Genomic DNA, 22,826 nt, shown 5'->3' with positions numbered 1-22,826 from the left:
CGCTGGGGCTACTCGCCGCCGCGGCGCGGTTTGATGGCGGTCAGGTCCAGGTCCATCGGGAAGGGCGTGCTCACCTTCATGCGTTCGCGGAAGATGCCGACGCTGGTGTAGGCGCCGGTGGTGGGCTCCAGTTCGAAGGCGTGGACGACGGCGAGGCCCTTCTCGTTCTCCACCCGCCAGTAGTGGGCGATGCCGGCCCGGGCGTACTTGAGGGGCTTGGTCTCGCGGTCGCGGGAGACGGACTCGGCGGAGACGACCTCGATGGCCAGGGTGACGGCCTCGGCGGGATAGCGTGTCTGCTCCGGGTCGTCGACCACGTCGCCCCGCACGACGATGACATCAGGCTCGGGCCGGTTCTGCCGGTCGATGTCGATGGTGAACTCGCGGATGACCTCGAACTCCGCCGGCGCGAGGGACTGAAGCTGCCATTCGAAGAAGCTCACAGCGCGTGAGTGGAAAAGGGTCTGCGGACTCACGAAGACCAGGCTCCCGTCGATCAGCTCCGTGTGCGGAGGCAGGTCCGGAAGCCGGTCCAGGTCGTCCGCGGTCCAGCCGCCCTCGGGCGGGACCGGCCAGGCGGGTGTGGACGCCTTCGGTGCGACGCTCATCAGTGCTCCCATGGGACGGAGTCTCGCGGGTGCAATCAGACTATCCGCCGGAAACGGACGGGTCTCCCGCGAACGTGTGAACGATCGCCGTGTCCTTGACGCGGGTCACGTCGGACAGCCTGTGGACAACTCCGGGGCTGTCGGCGCGGGCCCCTATCGTTGAGGCAGTGGTCGGGACAGGACGGGCGCGACAGGACATACGGGGGACGGGACGATGGGCGTGATCGACGAGATGACAGAGACGGCAGAGACGGCAGAGACCAGGCGGCTGGACAGCGAGACGCTGGCCACGCTGCACCGGGTCTTCGGGTACGAGGCCTTCCGCGGCGAGCAGGAGGCGGTCGTCGACCACGTGGTGGCGGGCGGCGACGCCGTCGTTCTCATGCCCACCGGCGGCGGCAAGTCGCTGTGCTACCAGATCCCGTCCCTGGTCAGGCCCGGCACGGGCATCGTGGTCTCGCCGCTGATCGCGCTGATGCAGGACCAGGTCGACGCGCTGCGGGCGCTCGGCGTGCGCGCCGGGTTCATGAACTCCACGCAGGACTTCGACGAGCGGCGCGTGGTGGAGGCCGAGTTCCTCGCCGGCGAGCTGGACCTGCTGTACCTGGCCCCCGAGCGCCTGCGGCTGGAGTCCACCCTCGATCTCCTGTCCCGCGGCAAGATCTCCCTCTTCGCCATCGACGAGGCGCACTGCGTCTCCCAGTGGGGCCACGACTTCCGCCCCGACTACCTGGCGCTGTCCCTGCTCGGCGAGCGCTGGCCGGACGTGCCCCGGCTCGCGCTCACGGCGACGGCCACCCACGCCACCCACCGCGAGATCACCGAGCGGCTGAACATGCCGGCGGCGCGGCACTTCGTGGCCAGCTTCGACCGGCCCAACATCCAGTACCGGATCGTGCCGAAGACCGACCCCAGGAAGCAGCTGCTGAGCTTCCTGCGCGAGGAGCACCCCGGGGACGCGGGCATCGTCTACTGCCTCTCGCGCAACTCCGTCGAGAAGACCGCCGAGTTCCTGTCGCGCAACGGCGTCGAGGCCGTGCCGTACCACGCGGGCCTGGACGCGGGCACCCGCGCGGCGCACCAGTCGAGGTTCCTGCGCGAGGAGGGCCTGGTGGTCGTGGCGACCATCGCCTTCGGCATGGGCATCGACAAGCCGGACGTCCGTTTCGTCGCCCACCTGGACCTGCCCAAGTCGATCGAGGGCTACTACCAGGAGACCGGGCGCGCCGGGCGGGACGGACTGCCGTCGACCGCCTGGATGGCGTACGGGCTCAACGACGTCATCCAGCAGCGCAAGCTGATCCAGTCCGGTGAGGGCGACGAGGCGTTCCGCCGCCGCGCCCAGTCCCACCTGGACGCGATGCTCGCCCTGTGCGAGACCGTCCGGTGCCGCCGCGGCCAGCTCCTCGCCTACTTCGGGCAGGACCCGGACCCGGCCGGCTGCGGCAACTGCGACACCTGCCTCACCCCGCCCGAGACCTGGGACGGCACGGTGGCGGCGCAGAAGGTGCTGTCGACCGTGGTGCGGCTGAAGCGGGAGCGCGGCCAGAAGTTCGGCGCCGGGCAGATCATCGACATTCTCCTGGGCAAGCGCACGGCGAAGGTGATCCAGTTCGACCACGACCAGCTCTCCGTGTTCGGCATCGGCGAGGAACTGTCCGAGGCCGAGTGGCGGGGCGTCACCCGCCAGCTGCTGGCCCAGGGGCTGCTCGCGGTCGAGGGCGAGTACGGCACGCTGGTGCTGACCGAGGCCAGCGGGGCGGTGCTGCGGCGGGAGCGCGAGGTGCCGCTGCGCAAGGAGCCCAAGAAGCCGGCCACGGCCAGGTCGGCGGGCGGCGGGCGCGGCGACCGCAAGGCCAAGGCCCCCGCGGCCGAGCTGCCCGAGGAGCTGCTGCCCGCGTTCGAGGCGCTGCGCGCCTGGCGGGCGGAGCAGGCCCGCGAGCAGGGCGTCCCGGCGTACGTCATCTTCCACGACGCCACGCTCCGGGAGATCGCCACCGTCTGGCCGACCTCGGTCGGGCAGCTCGGAGGCATCAGCGGGGTCGGCGAGAAGAAGCTGGCGACGTACGGGGAGGGTGTGGTCGAGGTGCTGGCGGGACTGGCCGGACCGGACGGACCGGTCGCCGACACTGCGCCGGCTCCATCGGCCGGACCGGGCACGGGTTCCGGTGCGCGGTCCGGCGCCGACGACTGGCCCGAGCACGAACCCGAGCATGACCACGAGCCCGAGCCCGACGACTGGATATAGGGACTCACCCGCAGGGCCTTCGCGTCCACGGCGTCACAGTGCCCGGGTCGCGTAGGCCCTCACGTCGGCGTCCGTGTCGCTCGTGACGGTCGCGAGCGCCGTCCTGGCGTCCTCGGTGGTGGCCGTGTGCCGGGTCAGGGCCAGGACGGCCGCCTTGCGGACATCGGCGTTCGGATCGGCGAGGACCTTGGCGAGGACGGGGACCGCGGCGTCGGACACGGCGGCGGACAGCGCCGTGGCCGCGCCCGCCCGGACCTGCCAGGCGGGATCGGACAGTGCGGCGACCGCCCGTGCCGCCAGCGGGGCGGGGCAGCCCGTCTCCGCCAGCGCCGCGAAGGCCGCGCCGCGGACCAGGGCGTCGGGGTCCTCGGTGAGCCGGTCGTGGGCGCCGCCGGTGCGGGGCACCGCCCGCAGCGTGCCCAGCGCCTTGGCGACGGCGACCCGGACCTCGCGGGACGGGTCCTCGGCAACCGCGGAGAGTGACTCCGCGGCGTCCAGGGAGACCAGCCCGCGTACGGCCTCGATGCGCACCGAGGTGTCCGGATCGCCGAGGGCCTCGGTGAAGATGCCGGGGTCGCCCAGCCGCAGGATGCGCAGCAGGTCGAGCGCGGTGGCGCGGACCACGGGGTCGGACCGGTCCAGCGCCCGGACGAGGGGCTCGCCCAGCGCCGGTTCGGGTGTCAGCGTCTCGGCCAGTTCGCGCAGCGAGGCCGCGGCGGCGGCGCGTACCTCGCCGTCCGGATCGGACAGGGCGGCGGCGAGCGCCGGACCGGTGCCGGCGGGCACGGTCTCGGTCAGCACGGTGACGGCGGTGCGCCGGACGGCGGGCTCGGCGTCGGACAGGTAAGGCCGCAGGGCGGCGAGTTCGGGCTCGTTCTCGGCCAGGGCCAGCAGCTCCAGCAGCCGGGGCGAGGCCGTCGTGGCCGGTTCGGCGGTCGCGTGGCCGCCGTCGCCGGGGGCCACCGTGGGCAGTGCTCCCGTGGCACGGGGCGCGGCGTCGCGGGCGCCGGCCGTCGCCACCTGCTCCGGGTGCACCTCGCCGAGGTGCCGGGAGGAGCCGCCGACCGGCGTGAACTCGTCGACCGGCACCAGATAGGGAGCAACGGGGCGGGCCGTGAACTCCATCGCACCGGAGGGGGACTTGTGCAGATCGAGGTGGTGGAACCAGGAGGCGTCGTCGCGTTCGGGGATGTCGACGCGCTCGTGGTAGAGGCCCCAGCGGGACTCCGTGCGGGCCAGGGAGGCCCGGGCGGCCATCTCCGCGCAGTCGCGGATGAAGGTGACCTCGGCGCAGCGCATCAGCTCGTGCGGAGTGCGCGCGCCCATCGTCGCGATGTCCGCGCGCATCCGCTCGAACGCCTCCAGGGCGAGCGACAGCCGCGCCCCGGACTTCGGCGGGGCCACGTAGTCGTTCACGAAGCGGCGCAGCTTGTACTCGACCTGGGGCTGCGGCGGGCCGTCGGGGTTGCGCAGCGGGCGGTAGACCAATTCGTGGGCCTCGCGCACCTGGTCGGCGGGAAGCTCGCCCGTGTACGCCGAGTACCGGGCGGCGTCGGCGCCCGCCAGGTCGCCGAAGACGAACGCGCCGATCATGTAGTTGTGCGGCACGCAGGCCAGGTCGCCGGCGGCGTAGAGGCGGGGGACGGTGGTGCGGGCGTGGTCGTCGACGCGGACGCCGGAGGCGGAGTGGCCGCCGCACAGGCCGATCTCGGAGATGTGCATCTCGACGTCGTGGGTGCGGTAGTCGTGGCCGCGGCCCGCGTGGAAGGTGCCGCGGGTCGGGCGTTCGGTGGAGTGCAGGATCGACTCCAGGGCGGCGACCGACTCCTCCGGGAGGTGGCTGAGCTTCAGGTACACCGGGCCGCGGTCGCTGGCGACCTCCGCCGCGAACTCGGCCATCATCTGGCCCGACCAGTAGTCGGAGTCGACGAAGCGCTCGCCGTGCCGGTTGACCTGGTAGCCGCCGAAGGGGTTGGCGACGTAGGCGCAGGCGGGGCCGTTGTAGTCCTTGATCAGAGGGTTGATCTGGAAGCACTCGATGCCGGTCAGCTCGGCGCCCGCGTGGTAGGCCATGGCGTAGCCGTCGCCCGCGTTGGTGGGGTTCTCATAGGTGCCGTAGAGGTAGCCGGAGGCGGGCAGGCCGAGCCGGCCGGCGGCGCCGGTCGCCAGGACCACGGCTCCCGCGCGGACGGTCACGAACTGTCCCGTACGGGTGTTGAAGCCCGCCGCGCCCACCGCCCGGCCCTCCGCGGTCAGGACCCGCACCGGCATCACGCGGTTCTCGATGCGGATCCGCTCCCGCATCTCGCGGCGCCGGAGCTGCCGGTAGAGGACCTTCTTGACGTCCTTGCCCTCCGGCATCGGCAGCACGTAGGAGCCGGAGCGGTGCACCTGGCGGACGGCGTAGTCGCCGTGCTCGTCCTTCTCGAACTTGACCCCGTACGACTCCAGTCGCCGGACCATGGCGAAGCCGCGCGTGGCGGTCTGGCGGACGGTGGACTGGTCGACGATGCCGTCGTTGGCGCGGGTGATCTCGGCGACGTAGTCGTCGGGTTCGGCACGGCCGGGGATCACGGCGTTGTTGACGCCGTCCATGCCCATGGCGAGGGCGCCGGAGTGGCGGACGTGGGCCTTCTCCAGCAGCAGGACGTCGGCGCCGTGTTCGGCGGCGGTCAGCGCGGCCATGGTGCCGGCGGTGCCGCCGCCGATGACGAGGACGTCGCAGGAGAGTTCTTCGGCGTCGGTGAGGGCGGGGATCTTCACCAGAGTGCCTTTCAGGTGCCGAGGGAGGTCAGGACGTCGCGCCGCAGCGCCACGCGGGCCGGGTCGTCGTGCGCGGTGCGGTCCCGGGGCCGGGGCACGTCGCGTACGGCGGTGAGCCGGCCGGAGCCGAGCAGGGCGACGCGGTCGCCGAGGAACAGCGCCTCGTCCACGTCGTGGGTGACGAAGACGACGGTCGCGCCCGTGCCGCGCAGCACCTCGACCAGCAGGTCCTGCATGCCGGCGCGGGTCTGGGCGTCGAGGGCGCCGAAGGGCTCGTCCATCAGGACGGCACGGGGACGCGCGGCGAGGGCCCTGGCCAACTGGGCGCGTTGGCGCTGGCCCCCGGAGACGCGGTGCGGCAACTGCCGGGCGTGCGCGGCGAGTCCCACCCGCTCCAGCCAGGACGCCGCCTGCTCCCGGCGTTCGACGCGGGGCAGGCCCCGGATGGCGAGGGGGAGTTCGACGTTGGCGCGCAGCGAGCGCCAGGGCAGGAGGGCGTCCTCCTGGAAGACCAGCGCGCGGTCCGCCCCCGGCCCGTCGATGCGCCGGCCGTCCTGCTCGACGGTTCCGGCCAGCGGGGGCAGCAGCCCGGCCAGGGTGCGCAGCAGCGTCGACTTGCCGCAGCCCGACGGGCCGACCACGGTGAGGACCTCACCGGGGCGGACATCCACGTCCACACCGGTCAGCGCGGGGGCGTCCGGGCGGCCGAGGACGGTGTCGCGCAGGGTGAGACGCGTGCCATGCGGGCAGGTCCGCGGGGCGGCCGCCGGACGGGTCTCAGTCTCGGACGAGGTGCTCATCATGTGCCTCCTCGGGGTCGGCGCTCTTGCGTACGGCGGTGCGGGCGGAGGGTGCGGCCGTGCCGGGCCGCGTGGCCGTGGGGCGAACGGTGCCGGGGCCGTACGAGGCGCGCGGCAGCCAGCGGGTCAGGCGGCGGCCCAGCAGTTCCACGCCCGTGGAGGTCAGCCAGCCCAGCACTCCGATGGTGACCATGCCGACGAACACGCCCGGGTAGTCGACGACGGTGTAGTCCTGCCAGGTGCGGTACCCGACGCCGTACTGGCCGGAGATCATCTCGGCGGAGATCACGCAGATCCACGACACGCCGATCCCGACCGACAGGCCGCCGAACACGCCGGGCAGCGCGCCCGGCAGGACGACCGAACCGAGCACCCGCCACCGGCCGCCGCCCATGGTGCGCACCGCCTCCTCCCATACGGGGGTCAGCGCGCGGACCGCGTGCCGGGTGGAGACCAGGACCGGGAAGAACGCGGCGGTGCAGGTGATGAAGACGATGCCCTGCTCGTTGGAGGGGAAGAGGAGGATCGCGACGGGGACCAGCGCGATGGCCGGTACCGGGCGGATCACCTCCAGCAGCGGGCCGAGGAGGTCCTCGGCGAGCCGCGAACGGGCCACGAGCACGCCAGTGGCCACGCCCAGGACGGCGGCGAGCAGGAAGCCGGTGAGGATGCGGGTGAGACTGTCGGTGAGGTCCGTCCAGTAGTCGGGTCCGGCCAGCCGGTCGGCGAAGGTGCGGGCCACGTCGGTGACGGTGGGGAACTGCGAGAAGCGCAGCCAGAGATCGATGTCCCGGCCGGTCAGCAGCTGCCACAGGCCGAGGGCGACGGCGAGCGAGGCGACGCGCAGCGCGTACCGGGTCACGACGCTCGCTCCAGTGCCTCGGCGTACGTGACGACGCGTGCCCCGCCGTGCCCGGCGAGGTACGCCTCGGCGGTCGCCGGTGCGACGAAGGGCAGCAGCTCGTCGCCGTCGGCCACCCACACCGACCGGTCGGCGAACCAGAGGGTGCCGGTGGTGGTGTCGGGGACGTAGGCGGCCCGGACGCCGTCGCGGTGCGCGGCGACGTGCCGCAGCAGGGCGGCGGGGGAGGTGAAGGGGACGGTCTTCCGCGCACCCTCGGGCCAGACCTCGCCGGCCGGCTCCGGGGGCGTGGCGGAGAGCCGTTCGGCGTACCGCGCCGGACCGAGCGCCTTGCGCACGTACCGGTCGTCGACGAAGGCGTCCACGTCCACGTCGCCGGTCAGCTTCGCGTCCTTGAGGACCGACACGTCCTCCTTCAGGGCCGCGACGAGCTGGGGCCTGATCGCCGGGTCGAAGGTGGCGATGCCCTGGGCGCCGTTGTAGAGGTAGACGGCCTCGGCGGGCAGGCCGGTGGCCTTCGCGACCGACTCGGCGGCGTCCACCGGGTGCGCGTTCAGGTAGTCGGTCGCCTGCGTCTGGGCCCTCAGGAAGGCTTCCAGCACGGCCGGGCGCTTCTTCGCGAAGTCCTCGCGAGCGGTGACCCCGTGGAAGGTGGGAAGGTTCAGCTGCGCACCGTCGTACAACGCCTTCGCCTTGCCCTGCTGGGCGAGCAGGCCGGGCCAGGCGACGAACTGCGACAGGGCGTCCGCGCTGCCCGCGGCCAGGGCGGACACGCCCACGGCCGGTTGCTGGTTGAGCTTCTCGATGTCCTCGTCCGGGTCGAGTCCGGCCCGCTGGAGCGCGCGTACGAGGGTGCCGTCGGCGGCCGAGCCGACGCTGGTGGAGACCTTCTTGCCCTTGAGGTCCTCCAGGGAGGTGAGCGAGGAGTCGGGTGCGGTGACGATGGTGTTGAGGCCGCCGCGGAGGTTGTAGCCGGTGACCGAGACCAGACGGGTCGGCTTGCCGAGCTGCTTGCCGCGGGCCGCGTTGATGAGCAGCGGGAAGTCGCCCATCGAGCCGATGTCGATCTTCCCGGCGGTCATCTGCGCGGTGATGGGGGCGCCGGTCGCGTAGTCCTGCCAGTTCACCTTGTAGGTGACGCCGTCGCCGAGGGCGGCGAGCTGCTTCTCGAAGTAGCCGAGGGAGCGCAGGAGGGTGCCGGCCGTGACCGTGTTGATCGTGCGGGACTGGTAGCCGACGGTCACGGTGACCGTCGAGTCGTCGCCGTCGGCCGACGCGCTGCCGCCGCAGGCGGTGAGGGGGAGGAGCAGGGCGGCGGCGGCCGCGGTGGCCAGGACGGCGGAGCGTTCGGGTTTCATTCGAGTCGGCCTCTCACCGGAGCAGGTAGGGCATGTTGACCGTGACGGCCCCGGTGGGGCAGCGGGCGGCGCACGGACCGCAGTACCAGCACTCGTCGACGTGCATGTACGCCTTGCCGTTGCTCTCGTCGATGGCGAGGGAGTCCAGCGGGCACATGTCCACGCAGAGCGTGCAGCCGTCGATGCACTTCGACTCGTCGATGGTCACGGGCACGTCGGCCCGCTGGGGCGCCAAGGGCATGGCTGTCTCCAGGGAGTGTGCGCGAAGGAGGGTGGTTGCCGGAGGTGGTTACCGGGACCGGTGCAGGAGGCCGCTCATCGCGATGCGGTCACCGCGGAAGCGGATGAACTCCAGGTCGACGGGGCGGCCGTCCGCGAGGTGGGTGAGGCGTTCCAGCATGAGGACCGCGGTGCCGCGCGGGGCCTCGAGCACGGCGGAACAGTGCGCGTCCGCGGTGACCGCCTCCAGGGTGATCTCGGCGTGGCCCAGCGGCCGGCCGGTGACGGACTCCAGGAGGCGGAAGACGTCGGTGTTCTCCAGGTCGGCGCCGAGCAGGGTGGTGCCGATGTCGAGGGGCAGGTAGGTGAGGTCGAGGGAGAGCGGGATGCCGTTCAGGCGGCGCAGGCGCTCGATGTAGAGGACGTCGGTGCCGGGTGGGACGTGAAGGCGTTCGGCGACCGGGGCGGGGGCGCGGACCGGGACCGTCGTGCGGACCTCGTTGGTGACTCGGCCGTGTTCGTGCAGGGTCTCGGCGAGACCCATCAGACGGTCCAGGCCGTGGGCGTACTTGCGGGCCACGATCACGGTGCCGACGCCGGGCTGGCGGGCGACGAGGCCTTCGGCGCGGAGCAGGCCCAGTGCCTCGCGGACGGTGTTGCGGGAGGCGCCGTACTCGGTGGCGAGGGCGTCCTCGTGGGGGAGCGTGGCGTCGGGGAAGGCCTCCGTGAGGATCTGGCGGCGGAGCAGATCGGCGAGTTGGCGGGCCCGATCGGCGCGCAGCCGGCGCCGCGCGCGGTGGGCGGCGACGGTGGTCGCGCCCTGGCCGGCGTGGTCGCGGATGCGGTCGGTGGGGGGCATGGCGGGAACCATACCTATCCGGTGGGGTTGGCGGTGTTGCTGGATTGTTGCGCCACCGGGGGCGCCGCCGGGGGTGGGGGTGAGCTGGGGTTTCTTGGCAGGTGGGGGAGATGTGCCACCGGGGCGGATGGGAGGTGGCTGTGGTGGTCCGGGGTGCCGGCGCGCGGCGTCGGCGCCGGGCGGGGTTGGGGTGTGTGGCCCGGCGTAGCGGGGTGCCTCCTCCCCCAGAGGGGGTAACCCCCAGCGCCCACCCGTGCCGCCCCTGGGGGCACCTCCCAGGCCGTTCAGGCACCGGGGGAGGCACGACTCTGCCCGCGGTCATGGGGCTTCGCCCGCGGCTGAGGCGGTCGCGGCCGTGGTCAGGTCAGCGCCGTCAGGCCCGGGGCGAAGGTGATCAGGAGGGGGAGGAGGGGGACCAGGGCGGCTGTCGCCGTGGTCAGGGCGCGGTCGCGGGGGGAGAGGCGGGGCGGGGGTTCCAGGAGGCGGTCGACCCGTTCGCCCAGGAGGCGGTGGCTGGAGGCGCAGGACAGGACGCCTCGGTGCTGGTTGAGCTCGATCAGGGCCAGCGCCGTGGTCAGGTGGCCGCAGCGGCGGGAGGCGGTGTCGTCGGCGGCGAGTTCGACCAGGCGGTGGGTCTGGTCGCAGAAGTGGGAGAAGAGCGGGACCCGGGGGAAGCCGGTGGCCAGGGCGGTGGACAGGTGCAGCAGCCAGTCGTGCCGGGCCCGGGCGTGACCGCGCTCGTGGGTGAGCACGGCGTCGAGCTGATGGTCGGTGAGGCGGTGCAGGGCACCGGTGGTGACGATCAGCTGGGGCGGGCTGCCGGGCATCCACCAGGCGTCCGGGTACTCGTCCTCCAGAACCAGGAGCGGACCGCGGGCCCGGGGGAGGCCGGCGGGCAGGTCGGGGGCGCGTTCGCGCAGGTGCGCGCGGGACCGGGCGCGGCGCCGGCGGGCCTCGACGAGCTCGCGGGCGAGCATCGCGGTCGTCCAGGCGGCGCCGCCGGCCAGCAGCAGGGTGAGGACGGCCGCCCAGACCGGACCGGCGGAGAGGTCGTAGGCGGCGGTCACCGCCGGCGGCGCAGGGGCGAACAACTGGGCGCGCACGGTGCCGAAGACGGCGGCGGCACCGAGGACGAGGGACGTCAGGCAGCACAGCAGGACGGTGGCGACCAGGCACTGCCACACCCACAGCGCGACGACGGGGTCCCGTTCGGGCCACGCGGAGCGGGTCAGCGCGCGCGGTACCGGCACGGCGGCGGTCACGGCGACGGCGAACAGCAGGAGCAGGCAGACGGTCATGCCACGGGCTCCGGATCCTGGTCGGAAAGGCGGCTCTGGCTGTGGTGCTGTGGTGGTGTACGGCGGTGTGCTGGTGCTGTGCGGCGGTGCTGCGGCTCAGGTCCGTGCCCGGTCCGGGGCGTGCCACGGGTCCGAGCCGTCCTGGAGGGCGGGCGTGCCGCGCACACCGCCCGACGCCAGTATGACGGGGACGGGCGGTGCGAGTCAGGTGCCGACGGACATCGGGTTCCCGTACGGGCGGGGGCGAGACGGCCGCCCCGGCCCGCCCCCGCGGACGGTCACCGGCCGACCACCCGTCCGGTCACCTCCCCGAGCCCCACCCGCAGGCCACCCGGGCCCGGCGCCCACGCCGACAGGGTCACCACGTCCCCGTCCTCCAGGAACGTCCGTTTGCCGTCGGGGAGTTCCAGCGGATCGCGGCCGTTCCAGGTCAGTTCCAGCAGCGACCCGCGCTCCCGCTCGGCGGGCCCGCTCACCGTGCCCGAGCCGTAGAGGTCACCGGTGCGCAGACAGGCGCCGTTGACGGTCATGTGGGCCAGCTGCTGGGCGGCGGTCCAGTACATGGTGGAGAAGGGCGGCTCGGAGACCACGTGCCCGTTGACCGCGACCGAGATCCGCAGGTCGTAACCGCCCGGCTCCTCCCCGGCGTCGTCCAGGTAGGGCAGCAGCGCGTGGGTGCGCTCCGGCGGGGCCACCCGGGCCTCCTCCAGGGCGTCCAGCGGCGTGATCCAGGCCGACACCGAGGTGGCGAAGGACTTGCCGAGGAACGGGCCGAGGGGGACGTACTCCCAGGCCTGGACGTCCCGCGCGGACCAGTCGTTGAGCAGGCACAGCCCGAAGACGTGCTCGCGGAAGTCGCCGAGCGCCACCGGGTGGCCCTGTTCGGACGGCGTGCCCACGACGAAGCCGACCTCGGCCTCGATGTCGAGGCGGACGGACGGGCCGAAGACGGGAGCGGCGTCGGTGGGGGCCTTGCGCTGCCCGGAGGGCCGTACGACGTCCGTGCCGGACACGACGACCGTGCCGGCGCGGCCGTGGTAACCGATCGGCAGATGCTTCCAGTTCGGGGTGAGGGAGTCCTCGGCGTCGGGGCGGAAGATCCGGCCGACGTTGCGGGCGTGGTTCTCGGAGGCGTAGAAGTCGACGTAGTCCGCCACCTCGAAGGGCAGGTGCAGGGTCACCGACGACAGGGGGTGGAACAGGGGCTCCAGGGCCTCCCGGTGGGACGGGACCGTCACCCAGGCCGTCAGCGCGCGCCGCACGTCCGACCAGGCGGTGCGGCCGGCCGCCAGCAGCGGGTTCAGGGTGGGCCGGGCCAGCAGGGACGCGTACGGCGAGCCGAGCGCGTGGGCCGCCGCGCCCGCGTCCAGGACGTGGTCGCCGAGCCGGACGCCCACCGTCCGCTCCTGCGCGCCGCGGATCGAGAACACGCCGTACGGGAGGTTGTGCGGGCCGAAGGGATCGCCCTCGGGGACATCGAAGGGGGGCATCGGGTGCTGCCTCGCTTTCGTGCTCGCCGTGCGCCACGTGATCCGTGGCCGTGCCACACGTTACGGGTGGCACACGCCTCTTGGGCAGTGTCCGAAGAGGTGGCGGCGCCCGGCGGGGACAGGCGTTGCCGGGCGGGGAGCGGTCCGGCAGCGGCGCGGGCGGTGAGGAGAGTGGCCCCTGGGGCCGTGGCGCTCCGCCACCACCCGTGTGCGGGAAGTCGTCCACAGGCCGGAACGCAATCTTGACGGAGCGGTGCGAACGGGGTGACTCTGGACGTGTGCCGGAAGGCCTCGGGGAGGGGGCGTTCCGACGGCACCTCAGGGGGGCGGATGACCACAGGTCAGTCCGGTCCGGGTCCGGCGCGGTCCGATGCGCAGCCGAGAGAGCGGCTCGAAGAGACCATGCGCGGCCGACTCGGCCGGGAATGCGTATACGTACCGTCGTGCCGTTTCGGGCTGTACGCGGCCCTGCGTCACTGGTGCCCGCCGGGCGGCCGGGTGCTGATGTCGCCGGTCAACGACGACGTCATCTTCTTCGTCGTCCTCGCCGCCGGGCTGCGGCCGGTGCAGGCGCCGCTGAATCCGCTGGACGCGTCCGTCGACGTCGACGCCGTGCCCGACGAGGTGTGGGGTTCCCTGTCCGCCGTACTGACGACCAACCTGTACGGCAACCCGGACCCGGCGCCCCGGCTGCGGGAGCGCTGCGACGCGCTCGGCATCCCGCTGTTCGAGGACGCGGCGCACGCCATCGGCAGCGAGGTGGGCGGGCGGCCCGTGGGCACCTGGGGCGACGCGTCCGTGTTCAGCCTGTCCAAGCACGTCGGCGCCAAGGCCGGCGGGTTCCTCTCGGTCGCCGACCCGGGGCTGCGGGAGGCGCTGGCGAAGTCCTGCGACGACCTGCTGCTGCCGCGCCGGACCACGGCCGAGGCCGCCTACGCCGTACGGCCGTACGCGGAGGCGGCGGTGCGCGGTCTGCGGCTGCGCCGGGCGGCCTGGGCCACGCTGCGGCTCCTGGGGAGGACGGAGCGCGAGGGGATCCGGATGCCGCTGCGGCCGGAGGCGCTGACCCGGGCGGTCGCCTCGGCACCGGACCTGGAGGCGCACGACCCCTGGGTCCGCGTCGACATGCACGACTACCGCCTGCGGTCCGGCCGGTTCCGGCTCGGGCGCGTCGGGCGAAGACTCGACCGGCTGGACGACGTGCTCGCGGGCTGCCGGGCGGGCACCGAACTGCTGCTGTCGACCCGCTGGGCGCACCCGGCCGGCGGCCGGCGGCCGGAGAGGGCGCAGCCGCTGTTCCGGGTGCCGCTGTTCGTGGCGGACCGGGACGCGGCGATCGGGGCGCTGGCCCGGCGGGGCATCGTCGTCGGCTACCTCTACGATCCGCCGCTGGACGACTACGCGGGCGCGGAGTTCACCGACCTCTCGCCCAGCCCCGAGGGGGCGCGCTGGTTCGCGCGGCACGCGCTGCCCGTGGACCCGCTGCGCGCCCGTGCGGTCGTTCGGGTGCTGGAGGAGTCGGGGGCTCGGCCCGCCGGGGCGCCGGACGGGGCGGGATCGTCCCGTGGCTGAGACGCGGGTGCACGACGACGCCGCCGCGGCGTCCGCGGGCGGCGGCCCCGAGCCGTCCGGCGGCGGGCAGGGCTCCGACTCGCTGTTCAAGAACGCCTACTTCCTCATGCTCAGCACCGGCGTCTCCGCCGTGCTCGGCCTGGGCTTCTGGTTCGTGGCCGCCCGCTACTACTCGGAGGAGGCCGTCGGCCAGGGCTCGGCCGCCATCGCCGCGATGCGGCTGCTCGCCAGCATCACGGCGACCACGATGATCGGCGCCGTCGTCCGCTTCGTGCCGCGCGCCGGGCGGGCGACCGGGACGCTGGTGCGGCGTGCGTACGTGGCCAGTTCGGTGGTCGTGGTCGTGGCCGCCGTGGTCTTCCTGCTCACCCTCGACCTGTGGGGTGCCTCGTACGCGCCGCTCGGCACCCCTGCGGCGGGCGCCCTGTTCGTCGCCGCGTGCGTGGCCTGGGCGCTGCTCACCCTGCAGGACGGGGTGCTGACCGGGCTGCGCAAGGCCGAGTGGGTGCCGGCCGGGAACGCGGTGTTCTCGGTCGGGAAGCTGGTCCTCCTGGCCGTCTTCGCCTCCGCGCTGCCGGTGCTCGGCATCTTCGTGTCCTGGGCCGTGGCCATCGCCTTCTCCACGCTGCCGCTCGGCTGGCTGATCTTCCGCAGGCTCATCCCGCGCCAGGCCGCCGCCGACCGCGACGTGGAGCCGCCCGGGGTGCGGGAGATGGGCCGCTTCCTGGCCGGGGACTCCATGGGCGCGCTGTTCAGCCTGGCGATGATCAACCTGCTGCCGGTGATGGTCGCGGTCCGCTTCAGCGCCGCGGAGAACGGCTTCTTCTACGTGGCGTACACGGTCGGCGGCACGATGGAGTTCATGGCCATCAACATGGCCTCCTCGCTCACCGCCCACGCCTCGCACGATCCGCGCCGTCTCGCCGACGGCGTCCGCGGGGCGCTGCGCCGGATGACGCTGCTGCTGGTGCCGGTGGTGCTGTTCCTGGTCGTCTTCGCCCCGCAGATCCTCGCCCCCTTCGACGAGGACTACGCCGAGCACGGCTCCACGGTGCTGCGGCTGCTCGCCGTCGGGGCGCTGCCGAGGATCGTCGTCGAGCTGTACATCGGGGTGCTGCGCGTCCAGGGCCGCACCGGCGTGCTCGCCGCCGTGCAGGGCGCCATGTGCACCCTCGTCCTGGGCAGCGCGGCCGTGCTGTTCGCCCCGGCCGGGATCGCGGGCGCCGGGTGGGCGGTGCTGCTGAGCATGTCCCTGGTCGCCGTCGGCTGTGTGCCCGGTCTGCGGTCCGCCCTGCGCGGGGGCGGCACGGGCGGCCCCGGCGGGGACGCGGAGGATCCCGGCTACGGCACCCGCTGGGCACGGCTGAACGCCACCGCCGGGTACGGCACGAGCTGGGCGCGCCGGGCCGCGTACGAGCGGGGGGCGGACGACGACACGGTCACGCTGTTCGTCGGCCGCCCCGGCTACGAGCGCGAGGCGCTGCAGGCCGACACGATGGCGCTGATCGTGCGACGCCACCGGTCCGGCGCGGGCGAGTCCGCCGGCGGGGTGGACGAGCCGGGCCGCGGGGGCTGAGGAACGCTCCCTTCCCGCCGTCGGGACGGCCACCCCGGCCGCGCCGCGGAGCTGCGACCGGGGGCACCGGGCCCGCCGACTTCGTGCACGCCCGCCCGGCGCACGCCGGCTTCCTCGGCGGCCGGTCACGGCCACGGGCACGCGCCCCGTCAGCGGGTCGGCACCGGCTGGTGGAAGTACCCGTTCTTCCCGGCCTCCCGGTACCCCTCCAGACCGGGGCCGTCGTCGACGGTGAGGTCGCACGCGGCTTCGTCGGAGGTCGGCCGGTTCCAGTGGACCAGCGCCTTCACCTCGGGGAGCTTCTTCACGGCGGCGGGGATCTGCGTGTACCAGTCGCGCTGGCGCACCGGGTTGTCGGCGTCGGGCGCGGTGGCGAACTCGGCGAGCATCACCGGCTTCTCGTCGGTGACGTTGGCGCGCAGCCACTCGTAACTGGGCTGCTGGCTGCGCAGGAAGTCCTTCCAGTCGGTCGTGTCGTGACACTGGTAGTAGTTGTACTGGTCCATGGCGATCCAGTCGACGTACGCGTCCCCCGGGTAGAGCGCCTTCATCTGCCGCGCGCTGCCGAGGTAACCGGAGACGGTCCACACCCACACGACGTTGTCGGCGCCCAGTTCCCGGAACCGGTCGTGCAGGTGCCGGTAGGCCGCGACGAACTCCTCCGGGGTGCCGGCGCCCTCCTTGATGCGGGCGTCGGTCTCCTGGTCGAAGGAGAGGAAGACGCGTTTGCCGTAGGCCTTGATGCGCCGGATCTGCGGGTCGAGGATCTCCTCGTCGTACCGCCCGGAGGCGATGTTCTTCCAGCCGAGCTGGGTCTCCGTCCAGTTCTCGTGGTGCGGCTCGGTCCACACGGTGGACTCCCAGGCGAGCATCAGCAGCCGGTCCCTGCCGAGCTCCTGCTCGTCGGGCGTGAGCAGTTGTCCGTCGAGTTCGGTGCCGGACATGTCGTGGTAGTTGTAGACGAGGTCGAGCCTGCGGCCGATCCGCTTCTCGAAGCCGAGCACGGCGTCCTTGAGCGAGCCGTTCTCCGCGTACGGCACGTAGGCGCCCCACCAGGCGCCGCAGCGCGGGACCAGGGTGTCCGTGGGGGCGCAGGGGCCGGTGGGCAGCGTGCCGGAGGCCGCGTTGTCGGGCATGGCGCCGGCGGCGGGCGGCTTCGGGTCCTCGGAGCGGCCGGCCCAGATGCCGAGCCCGGCGAGCAGTGCGGCCACCACGACCAGGACGACGGCCGTGTAGGTGCGCTTCGCGGCGCCCCCCATGTCGATCACTCCGTGGGTCGCGGGCGGTGTGTGCGGCCCGCCCGACCGGTGCCGGCCCGTCATGTGCCGCCACCACCCGTCGGGCGGCGGGCGGCGCGCTCGACCGCGCCGCGCCGGGCGGCCGGCAGCGGCAGCCCGGGCAGAGCCGCGGTGACCGTCGTGAAGACGGCGAGCGGGACGAGGAAGGCGGTGGCCGAGAAGCCCTCCACCAGGAACAGCGAGGTGGCGGTGAGGACGCCGAGCGAGAGGCTGATCGGCGCGACGAGCGCGACGGCCTCCAGCCGGGCGCCGGCGGCCAGCCCGGCGGGCTGCGGGTACAGCGCCGCGCAGCCCGGCCCGAACAGGACGAAGAGCAGCACCGGTATCCAGCGCAGCGGCGAGGGGCCGGGCAGGGCGGTGGTGGCCAGGGCGAGCCAGCCCGAGGCGGCGACGAGGACTCTGAGGCGTGTCGGGGTGAGCCCGAGGACCTTCGCCGTCCCGGTGCTGTTGTCGGTGTCCGCGGAGTCCGGGGTGGTGTTCATGGACTGACCTGACTGCCCTTCGTCGTCACTGCGATCACCTTGTGGTCGTTCAGCGGCCGGCCGGCCGGTACTCCAGGACCACGCCGTACGGACGGCTCTCGACGGTCCGGAAGAGCGGCGAGGCGGTCAGCTTCGTACGCAGCGTCTCGAAGCCGCCGGCCGGCAGCAGACCCTCTCCGGCGGTGTAGATGTCCTGGGTGCGGGTGAGGATGACGTACGTCCTGGTTCCCGGTGGGATCCCCTCGGCGAGGTAACCGGCGGGGTCCTTCAGCATCCTCTCGTTCTCGGGCAGCTCCTGCTCGGCGAAGTACCAGTGCTCCAGCTGGTCGTAGCGGTGCAGCGCCTGCGGGAAGGAGCCGGTGGTGGCGAGGATCAGCGAGCCGTCGGGGGCGCTGTCGAGGGCCCGGGTGACCAGCGCGGTCTCCTCGGGCGGCGTGTAGTACATCTTCTCCTTGCCGTAGTACGACGGCAGGAAGCCGGCCAGCAGCACCAGCAGTACGGCGGGCAGGGCGACGGCCGCGGCCCTGTTCCGCAGGACCTTCGCCCGGCCCGGGCGGGCCGTGGCGGCCGGCACGAGGGCGGCGGCGGCGAAGAAGGCGGCACCGGGCAGGCCGAACAGGTAGACGCGGAACAGCATTTCGCCGCCGTAGTCGTTGACGGCGAACAGCGGCACGGGGGCGACGGAGACCAGCAGCAGCGGCAGCGCGCCGCGGGTCAGCCGGCGCCGCAGCACGACGGCCGCGCCGGCGAGGACGACGATCGCGAGGACCATCAGCACGTTGGCCCTGCCCGCGAGTTCGGGCCCGGGCCCGGTGAGCTGTCCGGCGTAACCCGCGCGGGAGTTCTGGGTCAGCTCGCCGATCGACTCCTTCAGGGTGGAGAGCGTCTCGGTGAACAGGGGCCGCCCCATGGTGAGATCCCACGTCAGCATCAGCAGCACGGCGACGGCCAGCAGTCCGACGTTGCGGTAGCGGCGGGTCAGGTTGAGCGCGAGCAGGCAGACGCAGAGCATCACCGGGGTCAGCTGGTGCGTCGCGTTGACGGCGGCGATCAGCGGGGCGAGGACCACGACGCAGACGGCGCGCTGCCGGTGGTTCGTGGGCGGCGGCACGGCGGCGGCCGCCGGGTCGAGGAAGCCGCGGTCGCGCAGCCGCCCGGCGGAGCCGGGGCGCACGAAGTGCCGCAGCACCACCGCGATGACCGTCAGGTGCAGCAGGTAGGCGAGCCCCTGCGGGGCGAAGTAGTCCTGGCCCACCCAGTTGGCGAGCTGGAAGATCCAGACGGCGGTCCACACCAGCCGCCAGTCCCGGCAGAAGGTGCGGTAGATCAGGACCAGCACCGGGATCATCAGCAGGCCGAAGACGATCGGAGCCCAGTTCGCGTACGCGGCGGCGCTCTCCACGCCCAGGGATCGGGTCAGGGCCGCGTTGAGCGTGAAGAAGCCGGGCCACTGGTCGTACGCGGACATGTTGCCCGACAGGGCCGCCCCCGGGCGCAGTTCGCCGTTGGCCAGCAGCGTGTTGACGACGGCGTCGTGCTTGGAGGCCCACGGGTAGCGCACCGCGTCGTACAGCACCGCCGGCGGGGCCTTGAGGGCGAACAGCAGCGCGGCGCAGTGCGCGGCCGGCCACCAGGGCGCGGCGGCGGCGCGCCGGAGACTGAGGACGAAGCCCGCGGTGAGGACGAGCAGCGAGAGGTAGTAGGCGACGGGCAGGCGGTCCAGCAGGCCGTAGTCGCCCATCTCCCGGAAACCGATGCGGGGCAGCGCGTAGATCCACAGGCAGGCCGCGAGCAGCAGGGTCAGCAGGCCGGCGGCGGGGAGGCGGGACGGCCCGTGGCCCGCGCGCCCCGGGCCGGCGGCGGGGCCGGGGGCAGGCAGCACACTGCTCTCGGCGGTCGGTACGGGCACATGGTGCTGCACGTTGAGACTCCCCTCCCCGGGTCAACTATAGGAATTTTCTCGGCTTTTCACACCAAAATCCGCAGACTCGTCCACGTGGGCGGGCAGGGCCCGCCTCCCCGGCTCAGCCGGCGAAGACGGGACCCCGCACGACGGCGCGGGCCCGGCGGTACCACCGCCAGCCGACCGTCCTCGGCCCGTCCCGGTACGGCGCGATCCGGGCGCCGCCACCCGCCAGCCACGCCTCGACGTCGGCGACGGTGTGACCGCGCCGCACGATGAGGCGGGCGATGCGGTACCGCTCGTCGCGGTCGGAGCTGAGCGCGTGCCGCACGGCGGTGGCCGTCTCGTAGCCGGCGCGGGCCGACATCGCCCGCACCCGTGGGCTGTTGTAGCCGTGCGGGTAGGCGAGGTGACGCACCGGGTGGCCGAGGGCGTCCTCCAGCACGGTCTTCGAGGTACGCAGTTCGTATGCCAGGTCCTTGGCGGACAGGGTGTCCAGCTGGGCGTGGGTGACGGTGTGGCTGCCGATCTCCATGCCGGAGGCCTCCAGCCCGGCGGCCTCGCCCAGGCGCATCATCGGGGCGGGCGGCAGCAGGCTGCGGCCGCCGGGGGCGACGGCTCCGGTGGTGAGGTAGGCGGTGGCGGGCAGTCCGCGGTCGGCCAGCGCCTCGGCGGTGGGACCGGGCAGGTCGGCGAAGCCGTCGTCGAAGGTCAGCAGCACGGGCCGGGGTGGCAGGGGCGCCCGCCCGGCGAAGTGGTCGGCGACCGCGCCGATGGTGACGGGGGTCCGCCCGCTGTCGACGACCGCGTCGAGGTGGGCGGCGAACTCCTTGGGGGAGACGGTGAACTCGGCGATCCAGTCGGGCGGGTCCTCCATCACGGCGTGGTAGAGGAGGACGGGAACGGCGCCCCCGCCCGGTGCGTCCCCGCCGCGGGCGTCCGGCGTCGTCATCTCGCCCCCCTGGCAGCGGTCCGCAGGGCGTACCGCGCGCGCAGGTAACCCACCGGCCCGTACAGCATCCCCCTGCGCTGCAGCCGCGACAGCCGCCGTGGCCACGGATGGGTCCGTTCGTCGTGGGCGCCCGGTGCGCCGCCGCCGTCCGTGTCGCGGACGGCCGTCAGACCGCGCGCGTGGGCCAGCCCGCGCGGCAGCCGCGCGAGGAACGCCGGCAGCAGCGCGGGCCGGTTCACGAGGACCGCCGTGAGGTACGCGGTGAGCCCGGCGCCGTATCCGTACGCCTGGGTCTCCAGGTCCCGCCAGGTCTCCCGGTGGTGGTGCCACACCAGGGCCGTCGGCGTGTAGTGCAGCCGTCCGCCCCGGGTGAGGACGCGCACGAAGCCGTAGAGGTCGTCGCCGCCCCGTGCGGGTGTGCCCGCGCCGGTCGCCGGGTCGAAACCGCCGGCCGCGCGCAGCACCGACGTACGGAAGGCCATGTTGGCGCCGGAGCCGAAGCGCCCCGCGGTGAACGGGAACAGCGGTTCGTCGGCGGGCGGGTGCTCCGGGTCGTACGTGCGCGGGGCGAAGCCCTTCGCGAAGCCGCCGTGGCTCTCCAGGAGGACCTGGGCCGGGGTGCTCAGCCGGGCGGGCAGGATCAGGCCGGTCGCGCACGCCAGGCGCGGGTCGGCGGTGAAGGGCGCGGTCAGCTCGGTGAGCCAGCGCGGGTCGGCGACCACGTCGTCGTCGGTGAAGGCGACCACCTCGCCGCGCACGGCCGCGAGGCCCCGGTTGTGCGCGACGGCGAGTCCGGGGACCGGTTCGCAGACGTACCGCACGCGCTCGCCGTACTTCCGCTCGACCAGTTCGCGGGTCTCGCCGGTCACCGGGGCGTTGTCGACGACGACGACCTCGAAGTCCGGATGGTCCTGCGCGAGCAGGGAGTCGAGCGCGCGGGCGAGCTGCCCGGCGCGCTCCCGGGTGGCGACGACGACACCGGCGGACGGGGGAGGGGGGACGGGCCCGGGCGGCGTCCCGGGACGCAGGCGCCGGGCGAGGCCCGCCAGTTCCCGTGCCGGATCCGCTCCCCGGGGCACCCGCCCCAGCAGTGTGCCGACGGGCCGTCCCGCCCTGCGGACCAGGACGAACACCGGGCCGGACGTGACCGGGGGACCACCCGGCCCCGGTCTGAGGCAGGCATCCTCCCCGTCGCCGAGGTCCAGCTCGGCGACCTGCACCGGTTCGATGCTCAGGAATCTCTCGATCTCCCGCCGTGCCTCCTGCCGCGCACGCCGTGCTCCGGCCATGCGCCCCACCCCCTCGTGGTTGCCCCTCCGTCACGACCGGCGCAGCCGGGCCGCCCCCTTCAGCGTGCGTGCCGCCAGCGACGCCAGCCGTGGCCGTTCGCGCACGAAGCCGTGCGCGCGGCGGGCCGGTTCGCGGCCGAGCCAGTGCAGCGCGGCGCCCGCCCCCGGACGTGTCGCCGTCCCCTCGTACACGGGCAGTTCACCGGTCTTCAGCGAGTCCTTGTACTCCGCCGCGCCCCGCCCCATGTCGAGCAGGCCGATGCCCTCGGCGGCGGCGGCCTCGGCCATCCGCAGGTGCAGCACCAGCCCCGGCGAGTACTTCGCGAAGTCCGGGTCGTACGCCGGGAACCAGCAGGCCAGGACCGACTCCGAGCGCAGCCCGAAGTGGGCGGCGACGGGCCGGTCGTCGGCGTAGAGCACGGACAGCGTGCCCGTGCACTGAGGCGCCCGGGTCTCGGCGAGCCGTCCGACGAGCCGGGCGATCCACTCCTGGGCGAAGCGGTCCCGGCGTCCCGTCCTGCGGTACTGCGCCGACTTCCACTCCATGAGGGTGCGCAGCGCGGCCGGTTCGCGCTCGTCGAACACGAAGCGCACGGTTCCGGCCTGCCGGCCCAGCCTGCGCTCCTTGGCGAGGGTGGTCTTCAGGAACTTCGGCGACTGGGTGCGCAGCACGCTCTCGTACGCCTCGTACCCCTTCTCCACGTCGATGACGTAGGTGGCGTGCTCCTCGGCGGCGTACGGCACGAACAGGCCCTGCTCGGCCTCCAGGTTGTCGAAGGCGAGGCTCGACAGGGAGCAGGCCCGCAGCAGTCGGCGGGTGTCCGGGAGGAGGCCCGGCCGCAGCACCGCGCCCTGGCAGTCCGAGACCCCGAGCCCGATCGCCCGGCCCTGGCCCAGCGGCCCGCGCTCGTGCGGCAGGAAACCGGCGGCCTCACCGCCCTCGTACAGCACCGCCACCCGCGCCCCGGGCCGTACCCGGCCCACGACGTCGGTGAACTCCGGCTCCATGAAGGGATTGCGGGGCGCCGTCGCCCCGGCGCGCAGCTCGCGCCAGCGCTCCCGTTCCCCCTCGCCCAGCTCCTCCGGCCTCAGCACGCGTACACGTCCGCTGCTCAACCCGACCCCCCGATCAAGTCCCCCCTGGACAACAGGAAGGTACCCCCGGGGCCGCCCGGAGGGTAGAAGGCAGAGCATGTTGTTGCCAACTGGTGCACAGGCCTTTAACCGCCTTCAGACGGTGTTGCGTCAG

18 protein-coding genes are annotated in these 22,826 nt (G+C 73.7%); 3 read left to right on the top strand and 15 right to left on the bottom strand.

What is annotated here, in order from left to right; genetic code table 11:
- Positions 1–8 precede the first annotated feature (8 nt).
- A complete protein-coding gene (locus tag ACIRFH_RS03560; protein WP_403516880.1) occupies positions 9–608 on the bottom strand; it encodes a Uma2 family endonuclease in 600 nt (199 codons plus the stop codon).
- A gap of 232 nt (positions 609–840) precedes the next feature.
- Between ACIRFH_RS03560 and recQ the strand changes: the two genes are divergently transcribed.
- Positions 841–2,856 (top strand): DNA helicase RecQ, encoded by a 2,016-nt coding sequence (gene recQ, locus ACIRFH_RS03555; protein ID WP_403516879.1) that lies wholly within the window; start codon positions 841–843, stop codon positions 2,854–2,856.
- Between the two features lie 33 nt (positions 2,857–2,889).
- On the opposite strand, the gene ACIRFH_RS03550 is transcribed toward recQ, so the two are convergent.
- The 8 genes from ACIRFH_RS03550 to fahA all read right to left on the bottom strand — a co-directional run bounded on the left by ACIRFH_RS03550 (position 2,890) and on the right by fahA (position 12,505).
- Positions 2,890–5,619, bottom strand: a complete 2,730-nt coding sequence (locus ACIRFH_RS03550) for a fumarate reductase/succinate dehydrogenase flavoprotein subunit (protein WP_403516878.1) — start codon at positions 5,617–5,619, stop codon at positions 2,890–2,892.
- Between the two features lie 11 nt (positions 5,620–5,630).
- A complete protein-coding gene (locus tag ACIRFH_RS03545) occupies positions 5,631–6,419 on the bottom strand; it encodes an ABC transporter ATP-binding protein (RefSeq protein WP_403516877.1) in 789 nt (262 codons plus the stop codon).
- Positions 6,397–7,281, bottom strand: a complete 885-nt coding sequence (locus tag ACIRFH_RS03540; RefSeq protein WP_403516876.1) for an ABC transporter permease — start codon at positions 7,279–7,281, stop codon at positions 6,397–6,399. Before ACIRFH_RS03540 ends, ACIRFH_RS03545 begins: the two co-directional genes overlap by 23 nt.
- A complete protein-coding gene (locus ACIRFH_RS03535; RefSeq protein ID WP_403516875.1) occupies positions 7,278–8,639 on the bottom strand; it encodes an ABC transporter substrate-binding protein in 1,362 nt (453 codons plus the stop codon). Before ACIRFH_RS03535 ends, ACIRFH_RS03540 begins: the two co-directional genes overlap by 4 nt.
- Positions 8,640–8,652: 13 nt before the next feature.
- Positions 8,653–8,880, bottom strand: coding sequence for a ferredoxin family protein (locus ACIRFH_RS03530; RefSeq protein ID WP_010986276.1), 228 nt, complete (start codon positions 8,878–8,880; stop codon positions 8,653–8,655).
- 48 nt (positions 8,881–8,928) lie between these two features.
- Positions 8,929–9,717, bottom strand: a complete 789-nt coding sequence (locus tag ACIRFH_RS03525; protein ID WP_403516874.1) for a GntR family transcriptional regulator — start codon at positions 9,715–9,717, stop codon at positions 8,929–8,931.
- A 359-nt stretch (positions 9,718–10,076) separates the two neighbouring features.
- Positions 10,077–11,015: a M56 family metallopeptidase gene (locus ACIRFH_RS03520; RefSeq protein WP_403516873.1), complete on the bottom strand. Its 939-nt coding sequence runs from the start codon at positions 11,013–11,015 to the stop codon at positions 10,077–10,079.
- A 278-nt stretch (positions 11,016–11,293) separates the two neighbouring features.
- Positions 11,294–12,505 carry a fumarylacetoacetase gene (gene fahA, locus ACIRFH_RS03515; protein ID WP_403516872.1) on the bottom strand — a complete coding sequence of 404 codons (1,212 nt, stop codon included), beginning with the start codon at positions 12,503–12,505 and terminating at the stop codon, positions 11,294–11,296.
- 402 nt (positions 12,506–12,907) lie between these two features.
- On the opposite strand from fahA, the gene ACIRFH_RS03510 reads away from it, so the two are divergent.
- On the top strand, positions 12,908–14,077 hold the full coding sequence (locus ACIRFH_RS03510) for a DegT/DnrJ/EryC1/StrS family aminotransferase (RefSeq protein ID WP_403516871.1): 1,170 nt from the start codon (positions 12,908–12,910) through the stop codon (positions 14,075–14,077).
- Positions 14,070–15,653, top strand: a complete 1,584-nt coding sequence (locus ACIRFH_RS03505) for a lipopolysaccharide biosynthesis protein (protein WP_403516870.1) — start codon at positions 14,070–14,072, stop codon at positions 15,651–15,653. The genes ACIRFH_RS03510 and ACIRFH_RS03505 overlap by 8 nt, the downstream gene beginning before the upstream one ends.
- Before the next feature lie 149 nt (positions 15,654–15,802).
- On the opposite strand, the gene ACIRFH_RS03500 is transcribed toward ACIRFH_RS03505, so the two are convergent.
- From ACIRFH_RS03500 to ACIRFH_RS03475, 6 genes are all read right to left on the bottom strand, one after another.
- A complete protein-coding gene (locus ACIRFH_RS03500; protein WP_403516869.1) occupies positions 15,803–16,912 on the bottom strand; it encodes a glycoside hydrolase family 26 protein in 1,110 nt (369 codons plus the stop codon).
- A gap of 59 nt (positions 16,913–16,971) precedes the next feature.
- Positions 16,972–17,433: a hypothetical protein gene (locus tag ACIRFH_RS03495; protein ID WP_403516868.1), complete on the bottom strand. Its 462-nt coding sequence runs from the start codon at positions 17,431–17,433 to the stop codon at positions 16,972–16,974.
- Between the two features lie 49 nt (positions 17,434–17,482).
- The gene (locus tag ACIRFH_RS03490) at positions 17,483–19,354 is read right to left on the bottom strand and encodes a hypothetical protein (RefSeq protein WP_403516867.1); all 1,872 of its coding nucleotides are present in this window, start codon (positions 19,352–19,354) and stop codon (positions 17,483–17,485) included.
- A gap of 103 nt (positions 19,355–19,457) precedes the next feature.
- Entirely contained in the window at positions 19,458–20,288 is an 831-nt protein-coding gene (locus ACIRFH_RS03485; RefSeq protein ID WP_403516866.1) for a polysaccharide deacetylase family protein, read from the bottom strand.
- Positions 20,285–21,577 (bottom strand): glycosyltransferase, encoded by a 1,293-nt coding sequence (locus ACIRFH_RS03480; protein WP_403516865.1) that lies wholly within the window; start codon positions 21,575–21,577, stop codon positions 20,285–20,287. The genes ACIRFH_RS03485 and ACIRFH_RS03480 overlap by 4 nt, the downstream gene beginning before the upstream one ends.
- 30 nt (positions 21,578–21,607) lie before the next feature.
- Positions 21,608–22,693: a GNAT family N-acetyltransferase gene (locus ACIRFH_RS03475; protein ID WP_403516864.1), complete on the bottom strand. Its 1,086-nt coding sequence runs from the start codon at positions 22,691–22,693 to the stop codon at positions 21,608–21,610.
- Between the last annotated feature and the right edge of the window lie 133 nt (positions 22,694–22,826).

This window comes from Streptomyces sp. NPDC093586, from assembly GCF_044764905.1.
In the GTDB taxonomy this organism is placed as follows: domain Bacteria; phylum Actinomycetota; class Actinomycetes; order Streptomycetales; family Streptomycetaceae; genus Streptomyces.
This window is presented reverse-complemented; position numbering and strand designations above follow the sequence as displayed.